11 protein-coding genes are annotated in these 15,378 nt (G+C 58.6%); 4 read left to right on the top strand and 7 right to left on the bottom strand.

Going from position 1 to position 15,378, the window contains the following annotated elements:
* Nucleotides 1–70 precede the first annotated feature (70 nt).
* The 7 genes from HKN37_10450 to HKN37_10420 all read right to left on the bottom strand — a co-directional run bounded on the left by HKN37_10450 (nucleotide 71) and on the right by HKN37_10420 (nucleotide 8,388).
* Nucleotides 71–1,021, bottom strand: coding sequence for a glycerophosphodiester phosphodiesterase family protein (locus HKN37_10450; protein ID NNE47067.1), 951 nt, complete (start codon nucleotides 1,019–1,021; stop codon nucleotides 71–73).
* A 12-nt stretch (nucleotides 1,022–1,033) separates the two neighbouring features.
* A complete protein-coding gene (locus tag HKN37_10445; protein NNE47066.1) occupies nucleotides 1,034–2,200 on the bottom strand; it encodes a hypothetical protein in 1,167 nt (388 codons plus the stop codon).
* 91 nt (nucleotides 2,201–2,291) lie between these two features.
* A complete protein-coding gene (locus HKN37_10440) occupies nucleotides 2,292–3,680 on the bottom strand; it encodes an undecaprenyl-phosphate glucose phosphotransferase (protein NNE47065.1) in 1,389 nt (462 codons plus the stop codon).
* A gap of 126 nt (nucleotides 3,681–3,806) precedes the next feature.
* Nucleotides 3,807–4,712: a carboxylating nicotinate-nucleotide diphosphorylase gene (gene nadC / locus HKN37_10435; GenBank protein NNE47064.1), complete on the bottom strand. Its 906-nt coding sequence runs from the start codon at nucleotides 4,710–4,712 to the stop codon at nucleotides 3,807–3,809.
* Nucleotides 4,713–5,135 carry an acyl-CoA thioesterase gene (locus HKN37_10430; GenBank protein ID NNE47063.1) on the bottom strand — a complete coding sequence of 141 codons (423 nt, stop codon included), beginning with the start codon at nucleotides 5,133–5,135 and terminating at the stop codon, nucleotides 4,713–4,715.
* 26 nt (nucleotides 5,136–5,161) lie between these two features.
* Nucleotides 5,162–6,223, bottom strand: coding sequence for an acetyl-CoA carboxylase carboxyltransferase subunit alpha (locus HKN37_10425; protein NNE47062.1), 1,062 nt, complete (start codon nucleotides 6,221–6,223; stop codon nucleotides 5,162–5,164).
* Between the two features lie 107 nt (nucleotides 6,224–6,330).
* Entirely contained in the window at nucleotides 6,331–8,388 is a 2,058-nt protein-coding gene (locus HKN37_10420) for a glycosyltransferase (GenBank protein NNE47061.1), read from the bottom strand.
* A 169-nt stretch (nucleotides 8,389–8,557) separates the two neighbouring features.
* On the opposite strand from HKN37_10420, the gene HKN37_10415 reads away from it, so the two are divergent.
* The 4 genes from HKN37_10415 to nrfD all read left to right on the top strand — a co-directional run bounded on the left by HKN37_10415 (nucleotide 8,558) and on the right by nrfD (nucleotide 15,353).
* Nucleotides 8,558–9,931, top strand: a complete 1,374-nt coding sequence (locus HKN37_10415; protein ID NNE47060.1) for an MATE family efflux transporter — start codon at nucleotides 8,558–8,560, stop codon at nucleotides 9,929–9,931.
* 155 nt (nucleotides 9,932–10,086) lie between these two features.
* Nucleotides 10,087–10,734, top strand: coding sequence for a cytochrome c3 family protein (locus HKN37_10410; GenBank protein ID NNE47059.1), 648 nt, complete (start codon nucleotides 10,087–10,089; stop codon nucleotides 10,732–10,734).
* A 41-nt stretch (nucleotides 10,735–10,775) separates the two neighbouring features.
* Nucleotides 10,776–13,880, top strand: coding sequence for a TAT-variant-translocated molybdopterin oxidoreductase (locus HKN37_10405; GenBank protein ID NNE47058.1), 3,105 nt, complete (start codon nucleotides 10,776–10,778; stop codon nucleotides 13,878–13,880).
* Between the two features lie 54 nt (nucleotides 13,881–13,934).
* Nucleotides 13,935–15,353, top strand: coding sequence for a polysulfide reductase NrfD (gene nrfD, locus HKN37_10400; GenBank protein ID NNE47057.1), 1,419 nt, complete (start codon nucleotides 13,935–13,937; stop codon nucleotides 15,351–15,353).
* Nucleotides 15,354–15,378 lie beyond the last annotated feature (25 nt).

The following is a 15,378-nucleotide window of genomic DNA, read 5'->3' as shown; positions in this document are numbered from 1 at the left end:
ATTCCGCAATGACAGGCCTGCATGTCGCCATGTCGCAACGAGTACAGGCAAAACCCGTCTGACAGGATCGTCACGGAGTTTCGAATCCGGTGAATGTGTTGATCGCCCCGGCTACATCCGCGACGCGATCTGTCGCAATGACATCGACTCCGGATTGCAGCAGGGCCTCGTAGATCGTCGCGCCCGCAGCGGCTGCCCGCTCGTCGATTTCCCCGAACGTGCCCATCATGGTGCGAATGCCGCGAGCGTGTGCCAGACGAATCACTTCAGGTCGAATTTCGCCGACTCCCGTCCACACAACGATTCTTTCGGCATCCACACCGGAGTCTAGAGCCGCGAGAAGGTCCCGCTCGGATTCTGCCGGCACAGAGTACATCAGATCAGGAGCTGTCCCTGTGAACGCCATCAGATCCGGGATACTGTAAACGATGATGACGACACGTCCCCCCGCCTCGTGCTTGCGTATTGCGTTGATGAGCAACTCTGGAGCGAGGCCCGGCTTGACGTCCAGCGTCAGAACAGCACGTGCTTCAGCCCAGTCCAGGGCCTCGGCAAGCGTCGGAACCCGAAAGGGGGTAATGATCCCGCGCTCGTCTCGCAGAAGAAGCGCACGAATTTCCGCCAGCGAATGCTTCTCGACCAACCCGCTTCCGGTCGTCGTCCGTGCAAGTTCGTCGTCGTGAATCAGGATTAGAGTGCTGTCGGCTGTCATGCGTACATCTACTTCAAGCAGCGCCGGAGCCGTCTGCAAGACTCTATCCATGGTTGCGAGGCAGTTCTCCGGGTAACCCGGGGTTGGACCCCCGCGGTGCGCGCTGAGAAGGGGACCCGCATCGGATGAGTACCGCAGGTACGCGGAGAGTGCACCGGCATCCTTGAAGTGGCGATAGTTCTCGGCCGCCCGAACGTATGACGGGGCTGAGCTCTGCTCAACTCCGATCGTTTTGCAGCCGGAGAAGAGAACGAATGCGAGTGCAAGACACGACAGTCTGGCAATAGCGGCGCAGTCGCGAAGTCTCATAGTGTCATTCCTCTAGTGCAACTGGACGATGTACGCAGCGCCTGGTTTTGAATCGGCGGCCTGGCCGATCAGCGCCAGCGACCCGTCCACGGCCAGATCAGACCCGAACGCAACATCACCCACGTCCACGATGTGTCGTTGTCGCCATGCTGAGGGTCCGGTCTTCTCGAACACGTACACGACCCGGTCGATGTTGAACTCGAACCGAAGCTGTTCGTCGAAGCCGACCACAAGCGCTCGGTCGTCGCCCAGCGCGACGTTTGATCCGAACGCTCCGTACTCGAAATCCCGCGCCGGGTATAGAACTCCCGATCGAATCCACGCACCTTCGGCGTCACGTTCAAATAGCGTCGCCCGTCCGGATTCGTCACTTCCAGCCCGTCGCTCGCCGACGATCGCTCGACGTCCGTTGACGTCAAGTGGAAGGAAGAAATCGTCGAGGCCCCCAAATCGCTGCTGGAATTTCCATCGACCGGTCGACTCATCGAGTCCGAGGAAATAGACGGAGCCGGGGCGGGCTGCAAGGTAGGTAGAGGCACCTACGACCATCACATCATTCCGGATCACGGCTGAGGACCCGAAAACCCCGAGCGAGGGACTCGTCGCCGGGACAATCCGTTGCGTCAATCGCCACGTGTCAGGCGCGTTCGGCGAAGGCCGGTACAGGTATCCCGTTCCGTGGTACTGTTCGTTGATGGCGTCTCCCGACGACGTAACCAGAACGTTGTCCCCGTCAATCGCAACGGCTGCCGCGTACGCTCCCTCTTCGCGTTCAGGTACCTCCGTGAACCGTGCTCGCTGGATCCACGCGCCCGTCAGCGAGTCGCGCTCGAACAGGTAGGCGGCATTCGGGCGATTCGCCAGATGCGCCGGCCTGAACGCTGCGACGACGATGCGGTCTCCGCTCATGTCCAGCGATCTACCGAAGAAATCTCCCGGCGTGCAGTCGTCTGGTACTAGCGTGGCCACATGATTCCAGTGGCCGGTTGTGCTGTCTGATTCATAGACGTATGTCGCTCCGGAATCCGCACCGCAGCCGTCAGCACCACTTGCTCCCACTGCGGCACGATGACCCTCGATATCGACCGACACCCCGAAAAAGTCGCCGGCCCGCTCGGCTGGATTCGGAAGGCGATAGATCTGGCTCAGCGCGACGTCCGTGCAGAGAAGGCACGCCATCACGATCATCCCGAGCGTTCGCGGCGCGAACGCAGTTCTCGTCGGTCGCCCGGACCTTACGGAACACCGTCCGTGGCTCTTGATCATGCCGCTAGTACGCATTCTCGCTCGCGAGTCCGCCCCATACCGTCATCCACATAATCTTCAGATCAAGGACGAGGGACCAATTCTGTATGTAGTACAGGTCGTATTCGATACGCTTCTCGAGTGACGTATTGCCACGCCATCCGTGAACCTGAGCCCAGCCGGTGATACCTGCCTTGGTCATGTGTCGCAACATGTATCCGGGAATTCGCTCCTTGAACTCATCGATGAATACCGGCCGTTCAGGTCGAGGACCCACGACAGACATATCGCCCCTGATCACATTGATAAATTGCGGAAGCTCATCCAGCGACGACCGTCTCAGAAATGCGCCCACCCGAGTTGCGCGCGCCTCGCCAGCCTTGGCCCACACCGGACCCGTGTCGCGCTCCGCATTCACGGGCATCGAGCGAAACTTCAGCATCTGGAACTTTCGCCCGTTCAGTCCCATCCGTTCCTGCCGGTAAAAAACAGGACCGGAGGATGACAGCTTGACCGCGATCGCCAGAACAAGCAGAAGCGGCGATGTGAGGGTCAGAACAACGGCCGAAAACACGATATCGACAGCCCGTTTCCAGAAACGACCCATCTGAATCGGAGCCTCGTCAATCACATGAATGACGGGAAGCCCGGCAAGATGAGTGACCCGACTATTCAGGACATCAAACTGAAACAGGTCCGGAACCATGCAAACGTGCACGAGGCGGCTTGAGAGGTCTTCGATGAGATTGGCAATATGGTCCGCCGCCGACAGAGACAACGCGATGAAGACGTAGTCGACGGGCTCGTCCGTGTCGTGTGATTCGTCGACGATCCGTGCCACATCCGCGACCCCCGACAGGATATCCGGGCCCTGCTTTTCGTCGTCCGCAAATCCGACGACGACCAGGCCCATCCAGGGGAATTGCTCCAGGGCTTGCTGGAGTCTGCGACCCACTGTTCCCGCTCCCACAATCAGCACGCGCCGCACGAACTTCCCCTGGCGTCGTGCCCGACGTACGTAGGAGTAGATGGCGAGCCGGTAGAGGATCATCAGTGTTGGGGTCAGCACCCCGAACAGGATGAGCATCAGCCGGGAAAAGGAGAGTGCTCGATAGAAAGAGAGGGACGCGGCGACAACCAGCAATTCAACGGCCACCGCCTTCGCCACCGCAAAGACGAGGCTGGATATACGTTGAGCCCGGTCAGCCGCATACAGGCCCGTGGACCAGAAAACCAGCGACGCGACGATCAGAACCCACGGCAACAAATACAGATACCGCTCGAAGGGCACCCACTCAGGGGGAACGAGCAGCTCGAACCGGATGAGATAGGCCAGGATCCATGCGACAATCGTCAGCACGAAATCGCCGGCGAACATCATGCGCTGGAACAGTCGGCTATGCTCCTGTAGCATGAAATCGTTCTGGTTGATGAGGCTGTTTGATGACCTGTCCGGATTCCGCCGAAGAGGATCCCGAAAGGACCATGAATTGCACGGCCAAGATAACAGCCCGTGCAGCTCACTTCTACGAATTGGCGGCTAATCGTGGAGGTTTAGCAGTAGCGAGATGTCGAGAGCCTGTACCGAATGGGTCAATGCGCCGCAGGAGATGTTGTTCACGCCGGTCCGGGCGATGCGGGTGACGGTCTCAAGAGTCACGTTGCCGGATGCCTCCGTCTCGACTGCGCCGTCCACCAGTTCGACCGCGGCGGTGAGCAGGGACGTATCAAGATGGCCGTCAGGATCGACCGAAGTCATATTATCCAGCAAGAGATAGTCAATCCCTCCCATCCGAAGCGCCCGTCTCACTTCATCGAGCGTCGTGACTTCAACTTCGATCTTCAGCGGAGTAGCGCTGTTGTTGGCGTACTTCCGTGCAGCGGAGATGGCGTTCTCAATTCCACCGGCCGACGAGATATGATTCTCCTTGATGAGAATCATGTCGTAGAGGCCGATTCTGTGATTTGTCCCGCCACCGAGGAGGACCGCCCACTTGTCAAGGAGTCGAAGTCCCGGGGCCGTTTTTCGCGTGTCAAGAATCTTCGTGCGATACGACGCGACGGCATCCACCATCTCTCGTGTCATCGTCGCAATTCCGCCCATGCGCTGGAGGATGTTCAAGGCGAGCCGTTCGGCTGTAAGAATGCTGATCGCGGGTCCACGGACCGTTCCCGCCACATCGCCCGCCCTCACGTTCGCGCCATCCGAGATCTTCCACGAAACGCCAATGCTGTCATCTACCATCCGAAAGACCTGTGAGGCCACCGACAGGCCGGCCAATACTCCGTCCTGCTTGCAAACGAAATCTCCTTCGGCGCGTGTGTCCGGTGATACGGTGGCCAACGAAGTCACGTCGCCGTCTCCGACGTCCTCCGCCAGGCCGGTGCGGATAACGTCGGTTAGATATTCATCGGAGATATACTCGGGTCGATCGATCTGCGGCATTCAGGTTCTTGCGAGTTCCCGCTCAATAATTTCGACCAGGCGTCGAGGAGCCCTGGTGGGGCGCCCGCGGGCCGTGTCCATGAAGCACAGCGTTACATGTCCCGTCGCGATAACGTCGTCTGGCACGTCTTCCCGGAAGACGACGTATTCGATCTTTACCCTTGCCACCGGTACAGTTTCCGGAAAGATCGATCGGATAATAAGGACATCGTCATAGGTTGCAGATCTGCGATACTGCACCGAAACGTCCGTGACCGGCATGCTGATTCCCGCTTCCTCCAGCTCGGCGTACGGTAAACCAAGGTCCCGGAGGGCCTCTGTTCGAGCGATCTCGAAGTAGTCGAGGTAGTGCGTGTGGTAAACGACACCCATGGGATCGCATTCACGATAGCGTACCCGGTGCCGGTAGTCGAAAGAGAGCATGGTCCGTTCCCGCCGTATCCGCGCGGCTAGTCCGTGGGCCGATCAACCTTCAGATTGTCCGCCAGCGGAGCAGTAGCCGGAGTCTCTCCGATCTGACTCGTTTCATATGCACCGATGGCATCGAACTTCTCGATTCGAGAGGAGACGAGTTTTGCAGGAGACATTTTTTCCAGTTTCTTGAGAGCGCTCGCAAGTGCATGCCCCACTGCATCGAAGGTGGCATTGACGTTGCGATGCGCACCACCTTTGGGTTCCGGGATGATCTCATCGATGATACCCACCTCGGCGAGATCGGGTGCCGTGAGCTTGAGTGCCCGGGCTGCATCTTCCTTGTGATCCCACGATCGCCACAAGATGGACGAACAACTCTCAGGGGAGATGACCGAGTACCACGAGTTCTCGAGCATAAGAACGCGGTTGCCGACACCGATCCCCAGTGCACCACCCGACGCTCCTTCGCCGATTACGATAACCACGACGGGTACCGGCAATCTCGCCATTTCGAACAGATTGCGTGCGATGGCTTCCGCCTGTCCTCGCTCTTCCGCTTCCAGGCCGGGGAATGCGCCCGGTGTGTCGAGGAGTGTGACGACAGGCTTGCCATATTTCGCGGCCATCTTCATTAGCCGCAGTGCTTTGCGGTAGCCCTCCGGATTCGGCATGCCAAATCGACGGTACTTCCGGCTCTTCGTGTCCCGACCCTTCTGGTGACCGATTATCACGACAGTCCGATCGCGATATCCGAACCGCGAACCCTTGAACTTCGTCAACCCGCCGACTATGGCCGGGTCATCCATGAATAGACGGTCTCCGTGAAGTTCTACGAAGCCGTCGGTCAGCGCCTCGATATAGTCGAGCGTGTACGGCCGAAGCGGATGTCGGGCAATCTGGACCCGCTGCCACCGCGTCAAATTTCGGTAGATCGATGTCCGGAGCTCGTCTACGCGTCTCTCGAGGGCCTCGATCTGCGGACTGAGGTCCACCTCGACGTCGGCGTCGTCGACCGATCGCATTTCGATGAGCTTCTGCTCGAGGTCGTGCAACGGCCTCTCGAAATCCAACAAATGCTGTTCCTGGAGCTTAGACATCAATCAGCGTCGAGTGATTTGCTTGATTCGCGCCGATTCCGGAGTTCGGCCCCGGATGACTGTCGACAACCGGCGAATCGTACGGAATAATACTAAATGATCCTATTTCAGTCAGTTGCCTGATCGCGTCTCAGACTTCTTGCAATGATGTCGATGTCGAGAGATATCGACCGATTATGCATGTAGAATAGCCAGGCGCGCTCAAGGTCTGCCGCACCGGGGTGGATGATCGGGAGGGTTTCTGACACCGAAAACAGCCCTCGCTCGATTCGCCACTCATCGGGTGGAACGAACTCGTCATGCGGCAGAAATCCCACCAGCGCGTCCTTGCCCCAAAGGACTCGAGGCGTCATTCGCAGTTTGTTTGTGAGGCGAGCCAACCTCGGGCTTGAGATTACGGCCGACAACACCTCTGCAATTGGCCACAGGAGAATGCCAATGAGTGCGATGAGTCGATGCGCAAGCTTTTGCCCTGCGAAACCGGCTGCTCTGCCGTGGGTGATCTCGGAGGGGACAAGTGGTACAGAGAGGTCCTCTACACGAGCCTTTCCGATCACGTGGCTCCCGCCTGGCACCAGCGTCTTGAATTCGACCGGCAGGTCCCTCAGCGATTGCATCAGCGACAACACTGTTCTGTTTGAAAGTCCACTGGTGGCGAAGATGACGTCGTCGATCCGATGAATGCGAACGACGTCGCGCAGCTGCGCGATTGATCCCAGGCGGCGGACGGACATGCTTGCGTCGGGATCCGTGGCCGCCTCGTTCTCGACGTACCCTGCGACGACGAACGGGGGTCGATACTGGGATGAAATCGTCTGTTCCAGTTGAACGGCTTCAGCGCTGTCACCGACGACGATCGCGCGCCTCACGCCGCTGTTCCGTTTGTTCACCGCGATCCTCCATCCCAACAATAGAATTGCGGCCGGGACCAGACTCACGGCAATGACGAGCCGCGAGAACGCAATCGCTTTGATAAAGAACGACAGAGACGCGGTAAACGCGAAAGCACCTGTGAGGCCGATCGCAACCGGTCGGAGGCGTTGTCTCGTACGCTCGTAGCCACCGGCCAGGCGGATGCTTGCGACCGCAGCAGCGGCGTAAATGAGCGGGATTGTCAGAAGGAATCGAGAGGTCGACGCCGTATTCGCCGTCGCGGGCCAGACGGCGGCTATGCCCACAACCGAAGCGTAAACAAAAACAAGATCCAACGCCGGAAAGGCAAGTCGCCGGACTGTTCGACGGACAACGGAGATCGTGGCCCGAACGACGATCGCCATCCGCAATCCGAATCGCAGCATGCGGGAGCGCTTTGTAAAATGCTTGTCAGCGAAGTGCAACATCGCACCATAAAAAAGCCGAACGTATCTAAGATCACCCTTTCTCGTGCTTTCTCCCTTGTAGTGAATGATCTGAGTCTCGGGGGTATAGTAGATCTTCCAGCCGGCGGCCTGTATTCGATAGCACAGGTCAAGATCTTCGCCATACATGAAAAAATCCTCGTCGAACAGGCGGACGAGTCGTTGATCAGTCGGGCCGGATGACTCGGCCCCGTAGGCTGAGCAGAGGGCTGTGCGTCGAATCATCATACACGAGCCGCTGAGAGCGTCCACCTCTGCCACCTCGTCGATGGGCAGGTACGTCATATTGTATCGACCGAACCGGGGACTACGGGGGAACAGCCGGCTCAGCCCGGTGATGCGATACGAGGCCACTCGCGGGGTAGGAAAGGCCCGGCGGCTTTCGCGAGCGAACGTGCCGTCCGGATTCAGAATCTTGCAACCGACCGCGCCCGCGTCGGGATGACGTTGCATGAAGTCGACGAGCGTCTCAAGCGTGTCCTCCTGAATAATCGTATCAGGATTGAGGATCAGCAGAAACCTGCCGGACGATACTTCGATCGCCTGATTATTCGCGGCGCCGAATCCGACGTTGGACGTGTTTGCAATCAAGCGGACCTGCGGAAAGTTGTTTCGAACAGACTCCGCGGATCCATCGACAGAGTCGTTGTCGACGACGATGACTTCTACTCGCAGTCCGTCGGCTGCACTGAGGACCGAAGCCAGAGCCTGCTCGAGAAACTCGCGCACGTTGTAGTTAACAATGATCACGGAGACATCGACCTTGTGCGTCAAGGACGAGGGCGGGGGCGATGTCTCGGGTGTCAGTGCAGGGTTCCGTGTAGACACGAGTCGATTCGCGTGAGGTGCTGGCGCGTTGTGAAAATGGAGGACGGCTAGTACAAATTGGTCGGGACTTCGATCCGCATGGCTTCGGATCGGGAAAGAGCGAGCGTATTATCGGCAAAGCCAGAAAGTCGGTCTATTCCGCATTGCTATGCTGACGCGCGAAATCAAGGCTACGATTGTGCTCGCTACACCTGTAGTGGCTACGCAGGTGGCGCAGATCTCCATGGGGTTTGTCGACACCGTGATGGTCGGGCATCTGAGCAGCACGGCTCTGGCAGGAATTGCCCTCGGCAATTCCATCTTCTTCACGACCATCGTTATCGCCATGGGCGTCGTCATGGCCGTCGGCCCCATGGTCTCCCAGGCGTTCGGCGCAGGAGACGACTCCGGACTCGCTCGATCTGTGAGGCAGGGACTCTGGTTGGCGGCCATTCTTACCGTTCCATCGATGTTGATCGTCCGCAATGCCGGAGTGCTGCTCATGTGGATGGGACAGGATGCCGAGACAGTGAGTCTGTCGCAAGCGTATCTGCGAGCGATCTCGTGGGGAGCCTTCCCGTTTCTGGGCTTCGTCGCGCTGCGGAGTTTCATTGAGGGTGTTTCAAGACCGCGACCGGCGACGGTGATCAGCGTTGCGGCCGTCGGCCTGAACATACTCGCGAACTATGTTCTGATGTACGGGAAGCTGGGGTTTCCCGCACTGGGACTGGTCGGTACTGGCTGGGCAAGTTCGATTGTGTTCTGGTTTATGTTGATCACGCTAGTGTTCGTGACGCAGCTGAGCCCGACGTTCGCCGAATACGGCGTATTCAAGCACATTCGACGCCCGGACCCACGCTATCTGGCAGAGATCTTCCGGATCGGCTGGCCTATCGGTATCGGTTACGGGGTTGAGTCGGGGCTTTTTCTTATTACGGCCCTCATGATGGGTCTTCTGGGCACGGTGGCACTGGCCGCGCACCAGGTTGCGATACAGTGCGCGGCGTTCACATTCATGGTACCTCTCGGGATCGGTATTGCGACATCAGTTCGAGTAGGTCAGGCAGTGGGTCGCCAGGACTCGGATGGTGCGACGATCGCCGGCTTTGTCGGAATTGGACTCGCTGCCGTCTTCATGCTCTTTGCAGCTACCCTCTTCTGGATAATGCCGCGGGCTATTGTCGGTCTGTATCTCGACCTTGCAGATCCGGCGAATGCGGATGTAATCCGGCTGGCGGCAGCGCTACTTGTCGTCGCCGCCGTGTTCCAGATCTTCGACGGCATTCAAGTTTCGGCGGCCGGCGCACTCCGTGGACTTAAGGACACCCGGGTGCCCATGCTAATCGGGTTCGTGTCGTACTGGGTCGTCGGTCTGTCCACCGGATACGTACTCGGATTCGGCTTCGACTACGGACCGATCGGGTTGTGGTGGGGTCTCGTGTTAGGGCTTGTCGCGGCGGCGATCCTTCTGTCAATCCGCTTTGGGATTCGCGTCCGAGCACGGATCGACGATTTCGTTCCTGTGGCTCTTGACGTTGAATGACACCGGCTGGCAGTGTGATTTATGCGGGTCGAATCCGTGCGGTTTTGTAGATAATTCAAGCGCGATCCCATAATATCTGTCCTGCTGTTGGTGTACCTTAGCACGCTCTCATGGAATTCCGCGCTTGTTGGTTCTGGTTGATCTGACGTTTCTGTATGCCTCAGGTATTTCCGAAGAGGGCGAACGCCCTGCCGCTATTATCACTTCTCGGCGCGACAGGGGGCGGTATCCTGACCATCTTCCTCGTCTGGTACTATTTCTCGCCCGAATTCACGGACGTCGGATATGAACCAGAGCAGCCGACCCAGTACAGCCATCTGACACACGTTGGTCAGCTGGGCATGGACTGTCGCTATTGCCACAGCGCCGTAGAGTACTCGTCGCACGCGAACGTGCCGGCCACGCAGACGTGCATGAACTGTCACAACCAGATCAAGACGGAGAGCCTCAAGCTTCTCCCTGTCAGGGCGAGTTGGGCCACCGGAGATCCGGTAAACTGGGTGAACGTTCACCAACTGCCCGATTATGCCCGGTTCAGTCACGCGGTTCACGTCAAGAATGGAGTGGGCTGCGAGACATGCCACGGCCGCGTTGACCAGATGGAGGTCGTCCTGTTAAAAGAGCCGCTGTCGATGGGATGGTGCCTGGAGTGTCATCGCCAGCCCGAGCTCTATCTTCGGCCGTCCGATGAGATCACGACGATGGGTTACGTACACCCTGTCGACTTTGTCGACAGAAATCTGGACCGAATTGTGGAGGAGGGCATTCGGCCGCCTACCAACTGTTCGGCCTGTCACTATTAAGAGTTTTTCAAAATCCTTCGCCTTGCGCTGAGCACTCAGTGATGATTGAGCTTCCGATCATAGATGCTGTCGAATCCAGCGACCGTACTCCCCGCGACCGGTTCTGGAGAAGTATCAGCCAGCTGACGAAGGATCCTGCCTATCGGGACTTTCTGAAGGAGGAGTTCCTCCCGGGTGCCAGTGGGACGCCGGGCGCGAGTTCGCGCCGGCAGTTCCTTCAGCTGATGGGTGCCTCGATGGCTCTGGCGGGTCTGACGGCCTGTCGCAAGCCGGTCGAGATGATTCTCCCGTATGCTCGAAAGCCGGAGGAGATTACTCCGGGGATCCCGCTCTTCTTTGCGACGGCGATGCCATTCCGGGGCGCAGTCCACGGACTGCTTGTCGAAAGTCATGAGGGCCGTCCGACGAAAGTAGAGGGGAATCCGGAGCATCCTGTAAGCCTCGGTGCGGCCGGCGTGTTCGAACAGGCATCGGTGCTGAATCTCTATGATCCGGACCGTTCGACCAACGTACTTCGTGACGGTAATCCGTCGACCTGGGCTGACTTTGTTGCATTTAGCAGGACGCTCGAAGGACGACGGGTCGCGGTTATCGCAGACGAGAGTTCCTCACCGACGCGACGGGCAGTACGATCGGCGCTGGAATCGCGATTTACGGATCTGGAGTGGGTCACGCACAGTCCGACAGGGATTGATGCTGAAGCGGCGGGGATGCAGATGGCCTATGGTCGCGATGTGCGGCCGCGCTACCGATTCTCTCAGGCGAATGTGATCGTCAGTCTTGACGCCGATTTTCTGGCGCCAACAAGTCGCCATTTTTTGGCCAATAGCCGAGAATTCGCGGATAGCCGACGGCTCGAGAGCCCGGACGACTCGATGAGCCGCTTGTATTCGATCGAGAGCGCCTACTCGCTTACCGGCGCGATGGCTGACCACCGGCTGCCTCTCCGATCATCGGAGATCGGAGCGTTCGCGCAAGCCGTGGCATCCCTGCTCGGCGTTCCTGGCGCGGCCGCGACCGCCTTTCAGGATGATGCGCATGCTGTCGCGATAGCGGCCGATTTACGAAAGGCGGGGAGTTCCGGTGTCGTGCTCGCCGGAGAGACGCAACCTCCCGAAGTGCACGCACTGTGCGCAGCGATCAACTCGCATCTGGGTGCGCCCGGTAATACGGTCGAACTTCTGGCGATCGATGCGCCTCGGGACACGACAAATCTGCCCGCCCTCGTACAGAACCTGAACGCAGGTCGCGTTGACGTCCTGGTAATGATCGGTGTAAATCCGGTCTACAATGCGCCGGCCTCGCTGGGATTTTCAGAGGCGCTGAAGCGGGTTAGCGAAACCATCCATCTTGGCACGCACGTCGACGAGACCGCGCAGGCGGCGATGTGGCATATCCCGGCGTCGCACTATCTCGAGGCCTGGGGGGACGGTCGCGCCCTCGACGGCACTCATTCGGTCATCCAGCCGCTCATTGCGCCACTTTACGACTCAAGATCTGATATCGAGTTGCTGAATCTTCTGGCCACGGGAGTCGATCGTAGTGGCTATGATCTCGTCCGACAGGAGTGGCGACGAATGATATCCGGCGACTTTGAGAAAGGCTGGCGCAAGGTTCTCCATGATGGATTCCTGCCCGGCACCACGTATGAGCCCGTCACGCCCCGGCTTCAGCAGATTCCACCCGTGCCTGGCCGCAACGCCTCGGACGTAAACGACGTCGAAGTCGTGTTCCGGCTCGATCCTACCGTTTTCGATGGCTCCTTTGCCAACAACTCGTGGCTGCAGGAGCTCCCTGACCCGACGACGAAGGTGGTCTGGGATAATGTCGCGCTGATGAGTCCCGCCACAGCGGATCGGCTCGGCCTCGAATGGGAGCTGTCCAAGGGTCGCTACTTTGTCGATGTTGCTGAGATCGAGATCGACGGGCAATCCGTGCAGCTTCCGATCTGGGTGCTCCCGGGACACGCCGACAATTCGATTTCCTTGAACCTCGGTTACGGTCGCGAAATTGCTTCGACGCGGAAGCAGCGGGGGAGGATCTTCTTTGACCTCGACCATTACACCGACATCTATGGTCAGGGCCCGCTGTCAAACGGCGTTGGAATGAACGTCGGTCCGCTTCGGTCAATCGCCGCTCCGGGCATCGGTGTAGCGACGCGCGTATCTCGTGCAAGCGGCGGCTATATGATCGCGACTACGCAGGATCATGGCGCCCTGGAAACAGATCTTGAGCAGGTCGAGAAACGAGCGCCGGTTCAGCGAGCCACGATCGAGGAGTATCGTGCGAATCCTACTTTCGCGCGCGACGCGAAGCCACCCATTCCGGGAGGGGAGGACTGGGAAGATTATCCGGCCCTGTGGCAATCCCAGCACCCGGCAGACCAGGCGCCGTCGAAGGACAACCCGTACTACGAACAGCAGTGGGCGATGACCATCGATCTCAACGCATGTACCGGATGCGGGGCCTGCGTTGTTGCGTGTCAATCGGAGAACAACATCCAGGTTGTCGGAAAGGAAGAAGTGAGTCTCGGGCGTGAGATGCACTGGATCCGCACCGATCGCTATTTCGTCAGCGGACCTGAAGGTGATGCAAGTCCTTCGATGGTCTTTCAGCCGCTTCCGTGCCAGCACTGCGAAAATGCGCCATGCGAGTCCGTTTGCCCGGTGGCAGCGACGGTGCACTCGCCGGATGGCACGAATCAGATGATATACAACCGATGCATAGGGACGCGCTACTGCGCCAACAACTGTCCCTACAAGGTTCGTCGGTTCAATTTTTATAACTGGGTCAAGACACTTCCGGCCAGTCTTCACATGACGCAGAACCCGGATGTTACGGTCCGGTCTCGCGGAGTGATGGAGAAGTGTTCGTACTGCATACAGCGCGTTCGCGCCGTCAACCAGCAGGCCAATCTGGAGGATCGTGCGATTCGCGACGGGGAAGTGCGAACGGCCTGCCAGCAGTCCTGCCCGACCCGCGCAATTGCTTTTGGGAATATGCGGGATCCCGAGAGCGAGATTACGCGAATGCGGCAGAGCGACCGACGATACGAATTACTCGCCGAACTCAGTGTTAAGCCGAGGACCTCCTATCTCGGAAGAATCACGAATCCGAATCCTGCTCTTGCAGGACAAGATGTTTAGCAAGCCTGAGGCGGACAACAACCGAATTCTGGCAACGTGAAGGACAAGAAGAACATGGCTTTGTCATCAGACGTGCTGCCCGGACATAGCGGCGACGGACACGTCGAAGATCCGCCTCTGGTGGCCGGCAATCTTGGTTTTCACGATGTCACGGAGTTGGTGTCGTATCACACCGAGAAGAAGACACCGACGACCTGGCTGGCAGCGTTCGCCCTTGCAAACGTGGGGCTGTTGCTGCTGGGCGTCATGGTGGCCTACCTGTTCTGGAATGGCACGGGTGTCTGGGGCCTGAACAATCCGGTTGGCTGGGGCTACGCGATTGTCAACTTCGTTTTCTGGGTCGGTATCGGACACGCCGGGACACTGATCTCGGCAATTCTATACCTCTTCCGGCAGCAGTGGAGGACGGCCATCAACCGGTCGGCAGAGGCCATGACCATCTTCGCGGTCATTTGCGCGCTGCTCTTTCCGGGTATCCACGTGGGTCGTGTGTGGGTCGCCTACTGGATGTTGCCCATCCCGAATCAGATGGAGATGTGGCCCCAGTTCAAGAGCCCGCTGTTGTGGGACGTGTTCGCGGTCTCCGTGTATTTCACGGTGTCGTTGATGTTCTGGTACATCGGTCTGGTTCCGGATGTGGCCACGCTGCGAGACCGAGCGAAGTCGCTGCTGCGCCGTCGCGTATTTGCGTTCCTGGCTCTTGGCTGGTCGGGATCGAATCGCCACTGGCGGAACTACGAGAAGGCGTACTTGCTACTGGCTGCGCTGGCGACGCCGCTGGTCCTTTCGGTTCACTCCGTCGTGTCGTTTGACTTCGCGGTATCGGTTGTCCCGGGGTGGCACACTACCATCTTCCCCCCGTACTTCGTCGCCGGTGCCATCTTCTCCGGCTTCGCCATGGTGGTGACTCTTCTCGTCATCGCTCGCAAAGCGTACAACCTGGAGAATATCATCACGGTGAACCACCTGGAGAGGATGAACATGATCATCCTGCTTACGGGGTCCATGGTCGGCTTCGCGTACATCACGGAGTTCTTCATCGCATGGTATTCGGGCGTCGAGTACGAACAGTATGCGTTTCTCAACAGAGCGACCGGCCCGTATGCCTGGGCCTACTGGACCATGATGTTGTGCAACCTCTTCTTTCCCCAGTTCTTCTGGTTCAAGAAGTTGCGGCGCAGCATTCCATTCATGTTCGTGCTATCGATCATCGTGAACATCGGGATGTGGTTCGAGCGATTCGTCATCACCGTCACGTCGCTGCATCGTGACTACCTGCCGAGTTCGTGGGATTACTATTCCCCGACCTGGGTTGACGTGCTGACACTTGTCGGTTCGTTCGGATTGTTCTTCACCCTCTTCCTCCTGTTCCTGCGGTTCCTGCCCATGGTGGCGATGGCAGAAATCAAGGTCGTCATGCCTCAGGCGGATCCGCACTACTATGAACACGGCCACTCCGAGCATCCGCATTAGGCTGAGTATGCAACGAGATCAACAC

Source organism: Rhodothermales bacterium, assembly GCA_013002345.1.
Taxonomy (GTDB): domain Bacteria; phylum Bacteroidota; class Rhodothermia; order Rhodothermales; family JABDKH01; genus JABDKH01.
Note: the sequence above shows the minus strand (reverse complement) of the source record. Positions and strands in the feature narration are given on the sequence as shown.